Origin of the sequence: Flavobacterium gelidicaeli, from assembly GCF_013294005.1 — a bacterium.
Lineage (GTDB): Bacteria > Bacteroidota > Bacteroidia > Flavobacteriales > Flavobacteriaceae > Flavobacterium.
Window position 1 is genome coordinate 531,122 of the sequence record NZ_JABSNK010000001.1, and the last position, 18,572, is coordinate 549,693.

13 protein-coding genes are annotated in these 18,572 nt (G+C 33.1%); 10 read left to right on the forward strand and 3 right to left on the reverse strand.

The features are described from left to right. The gene (locus tag HNP99_RS02375) at nt 1-3,639 is read right to left on the reverse strand and encodes a leucine--tRNA ligase (RefSeq protein WP_173850876.1); all 3,639 of its coding nucleotides are present in this window, start codon (nt 3,637-3,639) and stop codon (nt 1-3) included. 163 nt (nt 3,640-3,802) lie between these two features. Here HNP99_RS02375 and HNP99_RS02380 point away from each other — a divergent pair, with 163 nt between their 5' ends. From HNP99_RS02380 to truB, 4 genes are read left to right on the forward strand one after another with little or no spacing between them, the layout of a single operon-like run. Further along, entirely contained in the window at nt 3,803-4,678 is an 876-nt protein-coding gene (locus tag HNP99_RS02380; RefSeq protein WP_173850878.1) for a cell division protein FtsX, read from the forward strand. 55 nt (nt 4,679-4,733) lie between these two features. Further along, on the forward strand, nt 4,734-4,973 hold the full coding sequence (locus HNP99_RS02385; protein WP_173850880.1) for a DUF3098 domain-containing protein: 240 nt from the start codon (nt 4,734-4,736) through the stop codon (nt 4,971-4,973). Nucleotides 4,974-5,027: 54 nt separating this feature from the next. After that, nucleotides 5,028-5,846: an undecaprenyl-diphosphate phosphatase gene (locus tag HNP99_RS02390; protein ID WP_173850882.1), complete on the forward strand. Its 819-nt coding sequence runs from the start codon at nt 5,028-5,030 to the stop codon at nt 5,844-5,846. Next, nucleotides 5,846-6,550 (forward strand): tRNA pseudouridine(55) synthase TruB, encoded by a 705-nt coding sequence (gene truB / locus HNP99_RS02395; RefSeq protein ID WP_173850884.1) that lies wholly within the window; start codon nt 5,846-5,848, stop codon nt 6,548-6,550. The genes HNP99_RS02390 and truB overlap by 1 nt, the downstream gene beginning before the upstream one ends. Before the next feature lie 356 nt (nt 6,551-6,906). On the opposite strand, the gene HNP99_RS02400 is transcribed toward truB, so the two are convergent. Then, entirely contained in the window at nt 6,907-7,524 is a 618-nt protein-coding gene (locus tag HNP99_RS02400) for a thioredoxin family protein (protein WP_173850886.1), read from the reverse strand. A gap of 110 nt (nt 7,525-7,634) precedes the next feature. Between HNP99_RS02400 and HNP99_RS02405 the strand changes: the two genes are divergently transcribed. From HNP99_RS02405 to HNP99_RS02420, 4 genes are all read left to right on the forward strand, one after another. Continuing rightward, a complete protein-coding gene (locus HNP99_RS02405) occupies nt 7,635-8,414 on the forward strand; it encodes a patatin-like phospholipase family protein (RefSeq protein ID WP_173850888.1) in 780 nt (259 codons plus the stop codon). Nucleotides 8,415-8,482: 68 nt separating this feature from the next. Next, nucleotides 8,483-9,190, forward strand: a complete 708-nt coding sequence (pyrH, locus tag HNP99_RS02410) for a UMP kinase (RefSeq protein ID WP_173850890.1) — start codon at nt 8,483-8,485, stop codon at nt 9,188-9,190. A 39-nt stretch (nt 9,191-9,229) separates the two neighbouring features. Continuing rightward, a complete protein-coding gene (gene frr, locus HNP99_RS02415) occupies nt 9,230-9,793 on the forward strand; it encodes a ribosome recycling factor (protein WP_173850892.1) in 564 nt (187 codons plus the stop codon). Nucleotides 9,794-9,904: 111 nt separating this feature from the next. Then, entirely contained in the window at nt 9,905-12,403 is a 2,499-nt protein-coding gene (locus HNP99_RS02420) for a DUF5686 family protein (protein WP_173850894.1), read from the forward strand. Nucleotides 12,404-12,588: 185 nt separating this feature from the next. Here HNP99_RS02420 and HNP99_RS02425 read toward each other — a convergent pair whose 3' ends face one another. Continuing rightward, complete coding sequence (locus HNP99_RS02425; RefSeq protein WP_173851035.1) at nt 12,589-14,859, reverse strand: cation:proton antiporter domain-containing protein; 2,271 nt, start codon at nt 14,857-14,859, stop codon at nt 12,589-12,591. 209 nt (nt 14,860-15,068) lie between these two features. On the opposite strand from HNP99_RS02425, the gene HNP99_RS02430 reads away from it, so the two are divergent. Next, nucleotides 15,069-17,480 (forward strand): efflux RND transporter permease subunit, encoded by a 2,412-nt coding sequence (locus tag HNP99_RS02430; RefSeq protein ID WP_173850896.1) that lies wholly within the window; start codon nt 15,069-15,071, stop codon nt 17,478-17,480. A 248-nt stretch (nt 17,481-17,728) separates the two neighbouring features. Then, on the forward strand, nt 17,729-18,556 hold the full coding sequence (locus tag HNP99_RS02435; protein WP_173850898.1) for a mechanosensitive ion channel family protein: 828 nt from the start codon (nt 17,729-17,731) through the stop codon (nt 18,554-18,556). Nucleotides 18,557-18,572 lie beyond the last annotated feature (16 nt).

Here is an 18,572-nt window from a genome sequence, read left to right on the forward strand (position 1 = left end):
CTAGCCAACTAGGTTGATTATTTTTCCAGGAACGATGATCACTTTATTAGGTGTACGTCCTTCTAATTGTTTGATTGTTCGCTCGTCTTTCATTACGATTTCTTCAATTTGCTCCTTAGTTAAATCTAGAGGCAAAGTAATTGTAAAACGCATTTTTCCGTTGAAAGAAACAGGATACTCTTTTTCAGATTCGACTAAATGTTTTGGTTCGAATGCTGGAAAAGGAACTAAAGCTATCGAACCCTCGTTTCCTAATAATGACCACAATTCCTCAGCGATGTGCGGCGCATAAGGCGAAATCACAATAGCCAATGGCTCTAAAATAGCGCGAGAATGACAGTTTTGAGTCGATAGTTCATTCACACAAATCATAAACTGAGAAACCGAAGTATTGAAAGAGAAATTCTCAATATCGTCAGCTACTTTTTTAATGGTTTTATGCAATGTTTTCAAATTGTCTTTTGTAGGCGTTTCGTCAGTCACAATCATGTTGTGCTCATCAAAATACAAACGACACAGTTTTTTCAAGAAACCAAACACACCCGAAATACCTGCTGTATTCCAAGGTTTAGCTTGCTCTAATGGCCCTAAAAACATTTCGTACAAACGCAACGTATCTGCTCCATATTCATCACAAATAGCATCTGGTGTCACTACATTGTAATACGATTTAGACATTTTTTCAACTTCACGACCAGCAATAAATTTTGTATTTCCAGCGAAGGAAATAAATTTTGCGTTTGCAAATTCTGAGGAATATTTTGAGTCTTTAATAAATTTATCGATAAACAATTCATTCGTGCTTTCGTTAATAAATTTCAAATCAATTCTAATTGGACTGAAACTGAAAGCTACTGAGAAAGGATCACAAGAATTAAAACTTATTTGAAAAGCTTTATTAGAGTGCTGCTCATTTAATGCTGACAATAAACTTGATAAAATAATTATAATCTCCTTTAAATCAGCAATATCCGACTCATTGAAAGTTTGTATAATTTTATCATGATCTCCTAAATCAACTAAATTACTTTCTAAAATGTCCATTATTTGATAAACCCAATAGTTACCTATTAAAGTATCTATCTCACCATCAACCACCTTTTTTATATTTAAAGAATTTAGCTTATCCTTTAGTTTATTATATTTTTTTAAGAAATCATATTCAATAATGGTTGCAGGAAGTTTTAATGTCATAAATTCTTCATCTGGAGTCCCTAAAAATAAGTAAGAACTTACTTCTGCTCTTAAAACAAAAGCACTAGTACCTAAGATCATTCCTTGATTAATCAATTTCTTGAATGGCTCTTCTGTTGGCGCAAAGCCTTTATCCTTTAAGAATTTATTCCAGAAACGAGCGTACAACAAGTGACCTGTTGCGTGTTCGTTTCCACCAATATATAAATCCACACTTTCCCAATAAGCCAGCGCTTCTTTGCTTGCAAATTCGTTTTCGTTATGCGCATCCATGTATCGCATCCAGTAAAATGAACTACCCGCCCAACCTGGCATAGTATTCAATTCTAGAGGAAAAATAGTCGCATTATCCACAAGATCAGTATTGACCACTTTATTTTCTGTAGTATCCCAAGCCCAAACTGTTGCATTCCCTAAAGGTGGCAAACCATCTTCTGTTGGTAAATACTTTTCTACTTCTGGCAACACAATTGGTAAATGCTGCGCATCGATCATATGTGGCAAGCCATTTACATAATACACTGGGAATGGTTCTCCCCAATATCTTTGACGAGAAAATACAGCATCACGCAAACGGTAATTGATTTTTCCGTAGCCTTGATTTAGTTTTTCTAAAGCTTCAATTGCTTTTTTAGTCCCTTCTTTATACCCTAATCCCGTTAAGAAATCAGAATCTACTAATTTAAAACCTTCTTTTGCTCCAAAAGCAGCTTCAGAAATATCTTTATCGAAAATGTTTTTGATAGGCAACATCCCGTCTTGACCTTTGAAGAAATTAGCAAAAGCATAATCACGTTCGTCACCACAAGGAACCGCCATTACAGCACCTGTTCCATATCCTGCAAGAACATAATCCCCAATCCAAACTGGAATGGCTTCCTTAGTAAACGGATGCTCTGCATACGCACCTGTAAAAACTCCCGAGATGGTTTTTACATCAGCCATACGCTCTCTCTCAGAACGTTTAGATGTTTTAGTAATATAAGTTTCAACAGCTTCTTTTTGCTCAGGCGTAGTAATTTGAGCAACTAACTCATGCTCTGGAGCAAGCGTCATAAATGTCACTCCAAAAATTGTGTCAGGGCGCGTAGTAAAAACTGATATCCCCCTAGCCTCCGAAGGGGAAACTATCGCATTGCGCAGTTCATGCGTAATTATAGCTAGAACACTGTCAATATTATTTAAGACTTCCTTATTATTAAAACGAATAACTTTAAATCCTTTTTCACCAAGATCCTTTGTTCTCTCATCGTCTGCCTCTTTTTGATCGTTGTGAATTTCACCATCAACTTCAACAACTAACTTTCTAGATAGACAAACAAAATCTACAATATAGTCGTCTATTAGATGTTGTTGTCTAAATTTATAATCTAGCGCTTTAGACTTCAAATGCAACCACAAGATTTTTTCTGCTTCGGTTGGGTTGTTTCTCATTTCTTTAGCTTTTTCAAGTAGTAAATGAGCATTATTACCGCCAGTCATATAACCAGGAGTCTGCGTCGACTCCAAGTTCTCTTCCCCTTCGGGGAAGGATAGGATGGGGAACGTAACCATCGCACCAATTGATTTTCCAATCCAATTTCTTTGACTTTCTTTGATGCTTTCGCTCCAGTCAATATCGTTTAATCCTTGTAATAAACGTTCTGCATAAGCAGATATTCGCATGCTCCATTGTGTCATTTTTTTACGTACAACCGTAAAACCGCCACGTTCTGAAACTCCATTTACAATTTCGTCATTTGCTAACACAGTTCCTAAACCTGGGCACCAGTTCACTTCAGTCTCTGCTAAATACGTCAATCTATATTGTAACAAAATTCTCTCCTGTTGTTCTTTTGCGTAAGCATTCCATTGGTCAGCAGAAAAAATTGCAATTTCGTCATCACACACGGCATTGACATTTGCATTTCCTTCTTTTTCGAATACTTCCTTTAGAGTAGAAATATCCTCGGCTTTATCACTGTTTTTATTATACCACGAGTTAAACAATTGGGTAAAAATCCATTGTGTATGTTTGTAATAATCCGGGTTTGACGTTCGTACTTCTCTACTCCAATCAAATGAAAACCCAATTTTATCTAATTGCTTGCGATAACCAGCAATTTTATTTCCTTCTTTATCAAATCCTCCATCGATGTTTACACGCGTAGTATCTTCAGGACGTTGCCCTGTTTGAATAGCATATTGCTCCGCTGGCAAACCAAAACTATCATAACCCATTGGGTGTAAAACATTAAAACCCTGATGTCTTTTATATCTCGAATACACATCTGAAGCGATGTACCCTAGCGGATGTCCTACGTGAAGTCCTGCTCCTGATGGATAAGGAAACATATCTAACACATAATGTTTGGGTTTATCTGAATTATTTGACGCAGCAAATGTTTGATTTTCTGCCCAATATTTTTGCCATTTGGCTTCTATTTCGTTCGGATTGTATTTCATTATAAAGTTTCAAAGTTGCAAAGTTGCAAAGTTTCTAAAGTTTTTTTCTTAACGTATTCAAGCGCCAAATTTACGTTTATTGTACGAAAGTTAAAACTTTGGGCGTTATTAACTTTAAATAAAGAAATTCTTTATTATTTTTACCCCATAATTAAAGTAAACTATGAGTTCTTCATTTGATAAATTTCAAAAACGCCGACTAATTTCTTCTTATTTTTCAGTAGTACTAAGTGTATTCTTAGTTTTATTTCTATTGGGAATACTAGGACTTTTTATTATCAATTCTAAAAAACTAGCTGACGATTTTAAAGAAAAAATTGCCATGACGGTATTTTTTAAAAATGAGGCTAACGATAGTATCCTGAAATCTTTTGGCACCGAATTAAAAACTGCTCCGTATGCAAGAAAGACTGTTTACGTAACTAAAGAGCAAGCTGCTAAACAACATACTGATATTATTGGCGAAGATTTCATGACCTTTTTAGGAGAAAATCCACTTCAAAATTCTTTTGACATTCACTTAAAAGCTGATTATGTAGAGAAAGATAGTATTTCTAAAATTGAAATGCGCTTGCGCGAAAACCCTATGATTTCAGACATTGTTTATGACAAACAACTAGTAAACCTTGTTAATGATAACATCAAAAAAGTAAGTATGTGGATTTTAGTAATAAGCGGTTTCTTGACTTTTATTGCTGTTTTATTAATCAATAGTTCTTTAAGGCTATCCATTCACTCTAATAGATTTATTATAAAAACCATGCAAATGGTAGGTGCTACAAAATCTTTTATTAGAAAACCATTTGTAATGCGCAGCATAAGACTAGGAATGCTAGGTGCTGTATTAGCGATTATCGCTCTTATAGGGGTATTATTTTATGTAGAAACTAAATTCCCTGATTTAGGAATATTAGACAATAAGGCATTTATAGCCATTATATTAGCAGGCGTTTTTGGGGCAGGAATTTTGATTACTTGGTTGAGTACACACTTTGCTACCCAACGTTTCTTGAATTTAAGAACAGACGACCTTTATTAATTATTAGAGTACAGCATACCAATTTTTGACATTAGATTTTAAAAACACAGCATAAATGGAAAATAAAGAAAAAACACAGCAATTTCTTTTTGAAAATATTAATTATAAAATTCTACTTATAGGAATTGGGGTGATTATTCTAGGCTTTATATTAATGTCTGGTGGAGGAAGCGATGATCCAAATGTTTTTAACGACGACATTTTCAACTTTAGAAGGATTCGCTTAGCACCTACAACCGTTTTAATTGGTTTTGGAATCACTATTTACGCTATATTAAAAAATCCAAAGAAATAGTTTGTAGCATTCAGCCATCTGAAACTAAAACCTACAATCTAAAATAAAACATAAATGAATACATTACAAGCTATTATTATAGCGATAATTGAAGGACTGACTGAATATTTGCCCATTTCTTCTACTGCCCATATGGGTTTTACAGCTTCTCTTTTAGGAATGGAAGAAAGTGAGTTTTTGAAAATGTTTCAAGTTTCCATACAGTTTGGAGCCATTTTATCCATAGTAGTATTGTATTGGAAAAAATTCTTTGATTTCACTAATTTGAATATTTATATAAAATTAGTTTGCGCTGTAATCCCAGCTTTAGTTTTAGGGTATCTTTTTGATGATAAAATTGAGGCCGTTTTAGGAAATCAAATTGCAATTTCTTCGGTTCTCGTTTTAGGTGGAATTGTGCTTTTATTTGTAGATAACTGGTTTAAAAACCCTGTAATTCTCGATGAAAAGGACATTACGGTGAAAAAAGCAGTAATTATTGGTTTTTGGCAATGTCTTGCTATGATGCCTGGAACTTCTCGCTCTGCAGCTTCAATCATAGGCGGTATGACGCAAGGATTGAGTAGAAGAGCATCGGCTGAGTTTTCATTCTTTTTAGCCGTTCCTACAATGTTAGCTGTAACTGTATACTCGGTTTTTGTTAAGACTTGGGGAAAAGGCACCAGTACTGAAATGAAAGGTTACGAAATGATCTTACAAGATGACAACCATATTCAACTGTTTATTCTTGGTAATGTTATCGCTTTTGTTGTTGCACTAATTGCTGTTAAAACATTCATCAACGTACTTACAAAATACGGATTCAAATTTTGGGGTTGGTACCGAATTATAATAGGAGTAGGATTATTGATTTACTTTTACACCTCAAAATAATGGAAAAACTAACTCCCGAAGACTACTTAAACGGACAAATATTATTAATTGACAAACCCTTGAAATGGAGTTCCTTTCAAGCGGTTAATAAATTAAAATATGCGCTAATCAATAAACTAGGTCTTCCTAAAAAGTTCAAAATAGGTCACGCGGGAACGCTAGACCCTTTAGCGACAGGTTTATTATTAGTTTGCACCGGAAAATTCACTAAAAGAATATCAGAGCTTCAAGGGCAAGCCAAAGAATATACAGGCACTTTTTTTATTGGAGCAACGACTCCTTCGTACGACTTAGAAACTGAGGTGGATGAAACTTTTTCAACAGCGCATATAGACGACGCTTTAATTCATGAAACGGTAAAACAATTTCTTGGAGAAATAGACCAAAAACCACCCATTTATTCCGCTATAAAAAAAGATGGTGTGCGCTTATACGAGCATGCCCGTGCTGGAGAAACTGTAGCGATTGCTTTTAGAAAAACAACCATTCACGAATTTGAAATTACACGAATTGCATTGCCTGAAATTGACTTTAGAGTGGTCTGTAGTAAAGGAACATACATTAGATCGTTAGCGTATGATTTTGGTAAAGCCATGCAATCAGGTTCACACCTTACCGCTTTGAGGAGAACAAAAATTGGCGATTATAATGTTATTGATGCCCAAGATGTTATTTTGTTTGAAGAAAAGCTAGAAATAAACTAGCTTAAAAACAAAACACATGACAAATACATTATAGTATTTCTCATGTGTTTCTTTTTAAATTAGAGTACTTAAACTCCAAATTTATCATTTGCAATTGGTCATGAAGCTTGCTCATTAATAATGAATTGATCTATGTCCTCCAAATAGCAAATTAGATAAATAATCGTAAAATTTTTCAAATAGCTTTCTCATAATGATGTTTTTTAATTGTTAAACAATGTTATTGAACAGTAATAAAAAAAAGTAAATCAAATAGTAGATTTGGTTTGCTTTTACTAAAGTACAACTTTTTTACTAAAAAAACTAATGAATAAGCACGTAATTAATTGATTTTAAGAAAATTATAACAAATAAACTTAATCGATGTCCTTATCAATATCAATCATCATGTCAATTAACTCTAATTGCGTAGTCATACCTTTATCGTGTAAATACCATAATTGCAGCGCTGTTTTAGCCTCTTCATCAACTACACCATGTTGCTTTTTATAATCAATAATCAAGTCTGATGCTCCTTTAGGTCTTGGTCCCCAATGCGCTAATGCACCGCTAGTTTCTTTGTGTATGACAATTAATTTCGGAATCGATTTTGATTTATTGGTTAAAAACAATTTCATTAATTCGTCATTCTCGTCACGTAAAACCACACGCATTTCGATTTTATCCCCTGAAGCTAGCACCATTTTATTAAATACTGGTAGTAATTGCGCCGCGTCACCACACCAACCTTCAGAGATAACCAACCATATATATTCTCCTTTTAATCCTATTAATCTTGTGGTAATTTCTTCAGGAACCGCAATAGTTTTATCTAAACGCTTCATGCGAGTATCATTTAAGACACTATAATGAGTTAATTCTTCAGATTGAACAGCTCCAGTAGATTTTTGATCCAATAATAAATCAGAAACTATTTTTCTATATTCTAAATAAGAGTGGCTATTAAATAATGCTTTCGCTATTGAAATTTTCATAATTGATGCTTTTTGAAGTAAAGTTACCAAAATTTAATTAGTACAAAGAAGATAAATATCATATTTAAATAAGTAAAAATTGTAATTTTATATCCTACAAAAAAAGAAAAATGAATTTACATACCAATTCGATTGGCTTGGTCCTTTCTGGAGGTGGATCAAAAGGATTAGCCCATGCAGGAGCTATTAAATTTTTAGAAGAAAAAAATATTCAACCCACTCGAATCGCCGGAACAAGTGCAGGTTCAATTGTAGGAGCATTATACGCATGGGGCAAGACTCCTGAAGAAATTTTAGATTTTTTCAAATCAATTTACTTATTCCATTGGCGCCACTTAACTTTTAAAAAAGCAGGTTTCATTGATTCAGAATCTTTTAAAATAGATTTTCATACCATTTTTAAAGACGCCACGATTGCAGACATGAAAATCCCAATCCAGATTACAGCCACAGATATGGTAAAAGGAAGACTGAAAATTTTTGAACCAGAAACAAAAATAATTGATGCTATTTTAGCCTCGTCTGCTTTTCCTGGAATAATATCCCCCTACTTAATTAAAGGAGAACCTTATAGCGATGGAGGTATTTTAAATCATTTTCCTACTGATATACTACAAGGACAATGCGATACCATAATAGGTATTTATGTAAGTCCAATTCAAAAAATAGAAGCCAAGGATTTAAAATCAATCCGTTCAGTAACAACAAGAGCATTTGATATTCTTTCGGCCAATTCGAATATTCAAAAATTCAATATTTGCGATTGGGTTATAGAACCCGAAGAGTTGAGTTTACATAGCACCTTTGAAATGAATAAATCAAAGATGGATATAATATTCAACATTGGTTATGAAGCAGCAAAAAGCTCCTATGAGAAACTAAATTTATAAAATTTAAGTCTCTCTATTTCAAAAAAAAAGAATATCACTATATTTGCACCAAACAACTCAACAAAGACATGAAATATAAAAGAATTCTTCTAAAATTAAGTGGCGAAGCATTAATGGGAGAGAGACAATACGGAATTGATCCTGTAAGATTAGCTGAATATGCCGAAGAAATCAAACAAATTCACGACAAAGGTGTAGAAATCGCTATTGTTATAGGTGGAGGAAATATTTTTAGAGGTGTTGCTGGTGCTAGTAACGGCATGGATAGAGTTCAAGGAGATTACATGGGAATGCTTGCCACTATTATTAATGGTATGGCTTTACAAGGTGCTCTTGAGGATAAAGGGATGTTAACTAGGTTACAAACGGCTTTAAAAATTGAAGCTATTGCTGAGCCTTATATAAAAAGAAGAGCAGTTCGTCACCTTGAAAAAGGAAGAATTGTAATTTTTGGTGCAGGAACAGGAAACCCATATTTCACAACAGATACCGCTGCGGTTTTACGTGGTGTAGAAATAAATGCTGATGTAATCCTTAAAGGAACAAGAGTAGATGGTGTTTATGACTCTGATCCTGAGAAAAATGCTGAAGCTTTAAAATTTGATACTATCTCATTTGAAGATGTACTTAAAAAAGGACTAAATGTAATGGATACTACTGCTTTTACATTAAGTCAGGAAAATAAACTTCCAATTGTAATTTTTGACATGAATAAAAAAGGAAACTTGGAGAAAATATGTGCAGGAGACAATATAGGAACTGTAGTAAATATTTAATCTCCATTATTAAGAAGGAGAAAACTAAAAAAAACAACAATGACTGAAGAAATTGAATTTATACTAGATAGTACAAAAGAATCTATGACTGGTTCTATTGCACACTTAGAAAAAGAATTTTTAAACATCCGCGCTGGAAAAGCATCTCCTGCAATGTTAGGAAGTGTTTTTGTAGATTACTACGGATCTTCAACTCCATTATCACAGGTAGCAAAAATCAGCGTACCTGATGCTAGAACAATTACTTTGCAACCGTTTGAAAAAAACATGTTACAAACTATTGAAAAAGCAATTATGATCGCAAACATTGGGTTCAACCCAATGAATAATGGTGATTTAATCATTATTAGCGTACCGCCTTTGACAGAAGATAGAAGACGCGACTTAGCAAAACAAGCCAAAGTAGAATCAGAAGATGCTAAAATAGGAATTAGAAACGCCCGTAAAGACGCAAATACTGAAATTAAAAAATTAGAGAAAGATGGTACTTCTGAAGACGTTTGTAAAAGCGCCGAAGAAGAAGTGCAAAATTTAACCAATAGTTTTATCAAAAAAACAGAAGAACTTCTTGTATTAAAAGAAGCTGAAATCATGAAAGTATAATTTTTTATACCAATCCTATTTAAATCCGTTCTGTTTCTATTAACAGAACGGATTTTTTATTGTTATTTTTGCGCTATCAAAAGGCTATCAGTCTTGAAATAAAAAATCCATATGAAGCAATTGTGTGTATCGTTCTTTTTTTTAACGCTTTCGCTACAAGCGCAATTTCATATAAGCGGTACTGTAAAAGAGGCTGTTACTAGCAAACCTCTGTCTTACGCTACAATTACTTCAGCTGAAGGTTTCAACTCCGTTACTGATGTTGATGGAAGATTTGACATTAATTCTAAAGTACAACTTACTAGTTTAAAGGTATCCTATCTTGGGTATTCAAAAACCTCCATTAAAATAAATAGAAATGTAGAGCAATACGCTATTTTTTTACATCTAAAAAAAGACCGTTTGAACGAAGTTCTAGTGTCAAACATCAATCCTGCGTTAGCAATTATAAAGGCTGTCATTGCAAACAAAGACAAAAACGATCCACAAAAAAAATTAAACACTTTTGAGTTTAAATCTTATAATAAATTAATCGTTAGTGCCCCAGTCGATTCTATTTCTAGCAAAATTGATTCTATTTTTGTTGATAAAGGCAACGTACAAAAACTTGTAAAAATAGATTCATCTAATTACAAGATTAAGCAGATGGTGAGTAAACACCATTTATTTCAAACCGAAAAAGTATCGCAATATCAGTTTGCTAACCATACCTTAAAAGAAACCATTTTAGGTACAAAAATGGCTGGATTCAAGCACCCTGTTTATGAAGTTCTAACGTTTAACTTGCAATCTTTTTCTATTTATGATTCAAGTTATGAATTATTTGAAACTAAATATGATAGTCCTATTGCTGCTGATGCGTTAAGGAATTACAATTTCAAAATATTAGACACTGTCGCTATTTCAGGACGGAATTCGTACATGATTTACTTTAAAAACAAGAAAAAAAGTAGAGCAACAGGATTAGAAGGTGTTTTATACATTGACGAGAATAGTTTTGCTATTGCTAAAGCTGTTATGCACATTAAAGGCGTTTTAGACATTAGCGGAACACATGAATTTGAATATATTCCAAGTGAAAATATTTGGTTCCCAATAAATAAGAGCTTTAAGATTATAAAAGGAAAAAACGATGATGATATTAAAATTCTAGGAGGAACCATTCAGTTTGATGGAGATGTCGAAGAGAATTTTAAAACCCGAAAAAGAACCGCTTCTGATTATACCTATTTATTTTCTGAGAGTAATAATTTTGATGTAAGCTACAACTGTCCTACTCAAACAAAAAAGAATTTCATTACGGTAGAGTTAAACGAAGACGCTGCACATAAACCAGAAAGTTTTTGGAATGAATATAGAAAAGACAGCCTAGATATTAGGAGCCAAAGAACTTATTTAGCATTAGACAGTATTTCTATAGAAAAGAATATTGCGAGCCGCTTGCGCTTTGGACGTAAAGTCATCAACGGGTATTTGCCCCTAGATTTCTTTGATCTGGATTTACGTAAAATTTTTAGTTACAACAACTACGAAGGGTTTCGTTTAGGTCTAGGAGGAGTTACCAATGAGCGTTTTTCAAAAGACTTTAGAATAAGTGGCTATGTTGCTTACGGGACTAAGGATACTAATTTTAAATACAATCTAGGTGCAGCCACACAATTAGACCGAAGATCCAGTTCCTGGTTAGGCGTTGCTTATACAGATGATGTGAAGGAAATTGCAAGTACTTCCTATGCTATTGAGAAAAGGCCTTTCAAAATTTATGATCCCCGACCAATAAACATTAGTACTTTTTATAATTATGTGGGTTGGAAAACATTTTTAGAAACCAAATTAATTCCAAAGACCGAAAGCATTTTAGAGATTTCAAGATCTGATATTGAACCAAAATTTAATTATGCGTTCAATCTTAATGGCCTTTCGTACACACAATATGTGATGACAACTGCAATGCTTTCACTGCAATGGAGTCCGTTTAGTGAATACATGCAAACTCCTGATGGCCGAATAGAGTCTGAAAAAAGATACCCTAAATTCACTTTTCAACTGACAAAATCACTTCCTAAAATAGCTGACAATGATTTTGATTTTGGCAAAATAGAATTTAAAACAGAGTATGAAAAGAAATACTTAAACGGACAAAAGTCTTCCTTTTTATTCGAAGGAGGTTACGCTTTAGGCGATGTGCCACTAACACATTTATACAATACCTCCCCTAATAATATCACCAAAGAAAGTATTATTCAACGCATTACCTTCTCATCAAAAAACAGTTTTGAAACCATGTATTTCAACGAATTTTTCTCAAGTGAATTTGTTTATTTTCAATTCAAACATAGTTTTAACCGAGTAAAAATCATTAAAAAAGTAAAACCTTCTTTAGTTTTAGTTTCTCGAATGGGTTGGGGAGATTTACAAAAGCCTGAACAACACACAGGCATTGATTACAAAACCCTAAATGAAGGCTATTTTGAGTCGGGTATTGAATTGAACCAAATTTTTAATGGCTTAGGACTAACTGCATTTTACCGTTATGGCCCCAATCAATTACCCAAGTTTGAAGACAACATTGCTATTAAACTGAGTTTTGTTTTAAAATTAGGACTGTAAACATTAGTTTAAATGACCGCCCGATTTGAGTACTGAAATAAATTTGCTCACAGATTTTGAAGATTTCAGTAGATCAATCCGTTATGGTTATTCCTTCAAAATCTTTGAAATACGCATGCCTTTTATAATTAGAGACCTAGTAACTGATAGTCATACTATTTTAAATAAGTAGAAATAAAACTCTTTTAAGGTTTAATAATTAAGACCGAAGGTACTCCTATCAACCAATCACTATCTGAATCTAGTAGCGATTTCCAACTTTCGAGACTTATTAACATTAAATCTTGTTTATCTAAAAAGGATAATGGTACTTTTTTACCAGCAACTACCTCAATATTTTCAGCATGCTTTTGCTCTAATGAGTCTACAGCACTTTGCAAAACAAAATTATTTTGGACATGATTGTTAATGTCTAAAATTACAATCTTAGAGTTATTATTGTTGATTAATTTTTGAGCATAATCAATTAAAAAAGCATCTTCTGATTTAAAAATGGGAATAAAAACATGGTCAATATGCTGAAATTCTTTATCGATTAAAATACCCAAAGGCATTTTGGTTTTTGCAACAATTTGCCTTGTTCTTTCATCAAAAGGGGAATTTTCAAACAAACCTTCTTTACCTGTAAACTTATCAATTAATCTATCCGGATTGATAATTCTAGTCGTAAAACCTATTACTTTACCAAGTAGGGTTCCTTCAAAAATTGATTTTCCAAGTCCAACTAATAATAAATCATAGTCTCCTTGATTGGCCACATCAGTGATTTCGGTTTCGATATCATTAGTTACTTTAAAAATTGTATCAATTTCAAGATTTAACTGCTCTGATTCTTCAAAAATAGGCTCAAAAGTATCCTTCTCTTTTTCTTCTCTATTAAAAGAGTGCAGCTCATCACTTACCGTTAAATGCAAAGCGGTGATACTTGTATTTGCCTTTTGCTTTTTTGTTAAGCCATTTGCTAAACGCAAAAGTGATTTACCTTTTTCATAATTCCCAAATGAAACTAGAATTCTATATTTATTTTGATCTACTTGCTCCTCCTCTTCCGAAACATTTTTATTTTTAAAAAGAAAATCAATTAAATCTAAAGCAGGTCCCGTCATAAAAGTAGTGACTAGAGCCATAATTACCATCATTGTAAACACTTCGGGCGTTAGAACTTTTAATTCTAAACCAATATTTAACACAATTAACTCCATCAATCCCCTTGTATTCATCAAGGCACCAATAGTCAAGCTGTCTTTCCAGTTTTGTCCAACAAATTTTGCTGCTAAAGCACTTCCTAAAAACTTTCCTACCACAGCAACAAGGATAATGGCTCCCGTTACTTTCCATAAATAACTATCGTTGATTAGCCCTACTTCGGTTTTTAAACCTGTAAAAACAAAGAACAATGGCAATAGCAAAATCACGGCTACATCTTCGACTTTTTCGATAAAAATCAAACGGAATTTAGAAACATCTGGCATGATAGCTCCCATCATAAATGCACCAAAGAGTGCATGAATTCCAATAACTTCAGTTGCGTAAGAGGACAAAATTAAGAATAGAAAGAAAATTGCCATCACTGGTTTTCCAATACTGTCTTTAGAACCATATAAATCCCCTATCCTTTTCAAGAAAGGTTTTACTATAAATATCATGGCAAGAACATAGACTACAGCAAGTGAAATCACGTAAAGTGAACCTATGAAATCTCCTGCTTTTACAATGGCAATTACTACTGCAAGCAAGCACCATGCGGTGATGTCATCTGCGGCAGCGCAAGTAATAACAATAGCTCCTAACCTTGTTTTATGAATACCTCTTTCTTGTACAATACGTGCCAAAACTGGAAACGCAGTAATACTCATGGCAATTCCCATAAAAAGGCTAAAAGACAAAAATTCTACACCTTCAGGAGCAAATTTATTATATACAAAATAAGACAAGCCTATTCCTAATGCAAAAGGAAACACAATACTTGCATGACTTATTACAATGGCTTCACTGGCTTTATTTTTTAAAACTTTTATATCAAGCTCCATTCCTATTACAAACATAAAAAGGATAAGCCCTATTTGGCTTAGGAATTTTAGATTCCCTAAAGATTCTACCGGGAATAATGCTGCTGAAAACTCCGGAAAATACATCCCGACTAAGGATGGTCCTAGAACGATTCCGGCAATAATTTCACCAATTACAGTAGGTTGCCCTATTTTTTTGAATATCCAACCAAATAATCGCGCTACTAAAATAATAGTAACAATTTGTGCCAAAAGAATTGCTAGAGGATCCTGAAAATTCTCTTTCATAGAATCGATAAAATCATTCCATGAATTATGTGTCGCCGAAGCAACGATGGAGCCATCAAGCTTTTCTAACTCTTTTCCTCTTTTAACGATCCAGTAAATCAATGCGCTAAACCCTCCGGTTACACCGAAATAAAACAAACTGTTTTTATATTTTTTCAAATCCATTTTACTGTAGTGTATTCGTTAAAAAAATCACACAAAGATGTAAAATTCTACAATATGTTTTACATCCCTCAAATTTATTTTTAAGTGTGATTTAAAATAAAAAAAACAGGCTATATAAAGCGCTTAAAACAACTAAAAAGAATTCAATAAATTCATTCTTTTGCAGTGGTTTTCACTACATTTGCATCCATTTTTAAAGATTTATGAGAAAGAGATTAAAAGTAGGTTTCTGGGAACTTATCGCCCGAATTGTACTTAAAAATAGACTAGCGATACTTGGTGTTATTATTTTAATAACTATTTTCTTAGGCCTGCAATGGAAAAACATTCAGTTTTCTTTTACAGAAGCTAACTTACTGCCAGACGACAACAATGTCAATAAAGAGTACAATGCTTTTTTAGACAAATTTGGAGAAGAAGGAAATTTGATTGTTGTTGGAGTAAAAGACAACACTTTTTTCACTCCAAAAGCTTTTGCTGCTTGGAATAAATTAATGGCTGATTTTAAATCGAATAAAGAAGTAGACTTAGTTGTATCAGTTAGTGACTTAAAGAAACTTCAAAAAAACGATTCTATTCAATCATTTGAGTTGGTTCCGTTTGTTGATCAAAACAAAATCTCTAGTCCAGCCTATCTAAAATCAATCCAAAAAGATTTGTTTACAAACATGCCTTTTTATGAGGGATTGTTATTCAATAAAAAAAGCGGAAGCATTCGATCAGCTATTTATTTGGATAAAAAAATTGTCAACACAGCACATCGAAAAGATTACATTGTAAATACTTTTATTCCAAAGATTAATGCTTTCGAAAAAGAAACTGGAATAGATTTACGTGTTTCTGGAATGCCATACATACGTACCCTTAATGCGATGAGTATTTTAAGCGAGATCAGTTTGTTTATTGGTGCATCGTTATTACTTACTTCATTGATCTTTTTCTTCTTCTTCCGTTCCTATAGAGCAACATTAATCGCTATTGTAATTGTGGTAATTGGTGTGATGTGGACCTTTGGATTATTAGGATTATTTCATTATCAAATTACGGTACTTACTGCACTTGTTCCTACATTAGTAATTGTTATAGGTATCCCAAACTGTATTTTCTTAACTAATAAATACCAGCAAGAATATAGTGCCCATGGTAATAAAGCCAAAGCTTTACAACGCGTAATTACAAAAGTAGGAACCGCTACTTTAATGACAAACCTAACTACTGCAGCTGGGTTTGCTACCTTTATCATTACGAGTAGTCAATTATTAAAGGAGTTTGGTATTATCTCCTCTTTAAGTATTATTTCATTGTTCTTTTTATGTTTGATTGTAATTCCTATTTATTACAGCTATCAACCCGTACCTAAACAAAAACATTTAGAACACTTAAACCGCAATTATACCCGCGTGTTCATTAATTGGATCGAAAAAACGGTAAAATACAACAGACGTTATGTTTACATCGTTTCTATATTTTTATTTTTAGTAAGCATCATAGGCGCTTTCAAAATTAAAACATCAGGAAGTTTAATTGAAGACATGCCTAAAAACACGAGTTTCTTTAAGGATATTTTATTTTTCGAAAAAGAATTTGAAGGGATTATGCCTCTTGAAATTACGGTTGACACCAAAAGAAAAAAAGGAGTCATGGTAATGTCTACTTTAAGAAAAATGGACGAATTTCAAGAAACCATCGAAGAAATTCCAGAACTTTCAAAACCAATTTCGATATTAAATCTAGTTAAATATTCGAAGCAAGCCTATTACAATGGCAATCCTGAATTTTATAAATTACCTACATCACAAGAGAAAACTTTTATTTTAAGTTACGCTAAAAATGCGACTAAAAACAGTAAGAATAACTTAATGAAAAGCTATGTTGACAGCACTGGACAAGTAGCCAGAATCACCACTTTCATGAGAGATATTGGTACGGGAAACATGGCAAATATTGAAGACAAACTCTGGGCGAAAGCTAATAAGGTTTTCCCAAAAGACCGCTACAATGTAGTGATGACTGGAAAAGCTTTGGTTTTTGAAAAAGGAACACAATACCTATTAGATAACTTAGTAAGTTCGTTATTATTTGCAGTATTATTGATTTCGTTATTAATGGTATTCATGTTTCGTTCTTTCAAAATGGTCGTAGTTTCTTTGATTCCTAATTTACTTCCGCTAGTGATTACTGCTGGATTAATGGGCTATTTCGGGATTCCGTTAAAACCTTCTACCATCTTAGTCTTTAGTATTGCATTTGGATTATCTGTAGATGATACTATTCACTTTCTTGCACAATACCGTCAAGAACTAGCTCATAATAATTGGAAAATTAAAAAGTCAGTTTTTGCTACAATAAAAGAATCTGGAATAAGTATGTTTTATACTTCAGTCGTATTATTTGCTGGTTTCTCTGTATTTATGCTGTCTGATTTTGGAGGGACTGTAGCCTTAGGAGGATTAATAGCTATAACACTTGCTTTTGGTATGTTGTCCAACTTAATGTTACTGCCTTGTTTAGTTTTAACGCTAAATAAATCATTAGCTAACAAGCAAGAATTTATCGAACCAAAAATCGATATTTTAAACAACCCAAATGAAGTTGATGATGAAAAGCTCATTTAATAAGTACATCCAAATAAATAGACTAATCCTGCCCTTTAAAGGCGGGATTTTTTTGGCTTAAACCTGAACTCTTTGGGATTAATTTTTTAAAAATGTACCTTTGTTGAAATACCTTTATAAATAGCCAAAACCTAAGTAAAAAAGGGATTTTAGGTATTTTTAATCTAAAAAGTGGAGTCTAGTCACCACTTTAAAAAACAGGGCGAAATCGAAAAGCCTCATGAGTAGAACAATAAAATAAAAAATAAATGGATCAACAAGTTCTCGTTGTAAACAATTATCTAGAAAAAATAACCAACTTTGGTTTAGAATATGCACCCAAATTATTAGGAGGATTACTTGTCCTTTTTATTGGATTATGGGTTACTAAATTAGTTACTAAAGCCGTTGGAAAGTCATTAACTAAATCTTCAATTGACCAATCTCTTGTTCCTTTTTTAAAGAGTTTGACCAATATCATTTTAAAAGCCTTACTCATCATCACTGTAATGGGAATGATAGGAATTGAAATGACCTCATTTGTTGCTATTATTGGTGCTGCAGGTCTAGCCGTAGGTTTAGCATTGTCAGGAACATTACAAAATTTTGCTGGTGGTGTGATTATTTTAATATTAAAACCATTTAAAATTGGTGATTTTGTAGAAGCTCAAGGTTTCTTGGGAACAGTAAAAGAAATCAATATATTTTCGACATTATTAAATACCCCTGATAAAAAACTAGTGATCATTCCTAATGGACCACTTTCTACAGGAGCATTAATTAATTATTCAGCTGAACCTTTACGAAGAGTTGATTGGACTTTTGGAATTGCGTATGGTGATGATGTTGAAAATTTCAAAAAAGCTATAAATCAATTCATCTCTGAAGATGATCGAATTTTAAAAGACCCTGCAGGTTTTATAGGTTTATCAGAGCTAGCTGATAGTTCGGTAAATTTTGCAGTAAGAGTTTGGGTTGACAGTGCTAATTATTGGGGCGTGTTTTTTGATATGAATGAAAAAGTATATACTAAATTTCCCGATTATGACCTCAACATTCCTTTTCCACAAATGGATGTGCATGTGCAAAAACAATAACTCCTCAAATACAATT

Excerpts from the sequence above, each read along its gene's own strand:
- HNP99_RS02375 (WP_173850876.1), bottom strand. The coding sequence starts at position 3,639 with ATGAAATACAATCCGAACGAAATAGAAGCCAAATGGCAAAAATATTGG.
- pyrH (WP_173850890.1), top strand. The coding sequence starts at position 8,483 with ATGAAATATAAAAGAATTCTTCTAAAATTAAGTGGCGAAGCATTAATG.
- HNP99_RS02435 (WP_173850898.1), top strand. The coding sequence starts at position 17,729 with ATGGATCAACAAGTTCTCGTTGTAAACAATTATCTAGAAAAAATAACC.
- HNP99_RS02390 (WP_173850882.1), top strand. The coding sequence starts at position 5,028 with ATGAATACATTACAAGCTATTATTATAGCGATAATTGAAGGACTGACT.
- HNP99_RS02405 (WP_173850888.1), top strand. The coding sequence starts at position 7,635 with ATGAATTTACATACCAATTCGATTGGCTTGGTCCTTTCTGGAGGTGGA.
- truB (WP_173850884.1), top strand. The coding sequence starts at position 5,846 with ATGGAAAAACTAACTCCCGAAGACTACTTAAACGGACAAATATTATTA.
- HNP99_RS02400 (WP_173850886.1), bottom strand. The coding sequence starts at position 7,524 with ATGAAAATTTCAATAGCGAAAGCATTATTTAATAGCCACTCTTATTTA.
- frr (WP_173850892.1), top strand. The coding sequence starts at position 9,230 with ATGACTGAAGAAATTGAATTTATACTAGATAGTACAAAAGAATCTATG.
- HNP99_RS02380 (WP_173850878.1), top strand. The coding sequence starts at position 3,803 with ATGAGTTCTTCATTTGATAAATTTCAAAAACGCCGACTAATTTCTTCT.
- HNP99_RS02420 (WP_173850894.1), top strand. The coding sequence starts at position 9,905 with ATGAAGCAATTGTGTGTATCGTTCTTTTTTTTAACGCTTTCGCTACAA.
- HNP99_RS02385 (WP_173850880.1), top strand. The coding sequence starts at position 4,734 with ATGGAAAATAAAGAAAAAACACAGCAATTTCTTTTTGAAAATATTAAT.
- HNP99_RS02430 (WP_173850896.1), top strand. The coding sequence starts at position 15,069 with ATGAGAAAGAGATTAAAAGTAGGTTTCTGGGAACTTATCGCCCGAATT.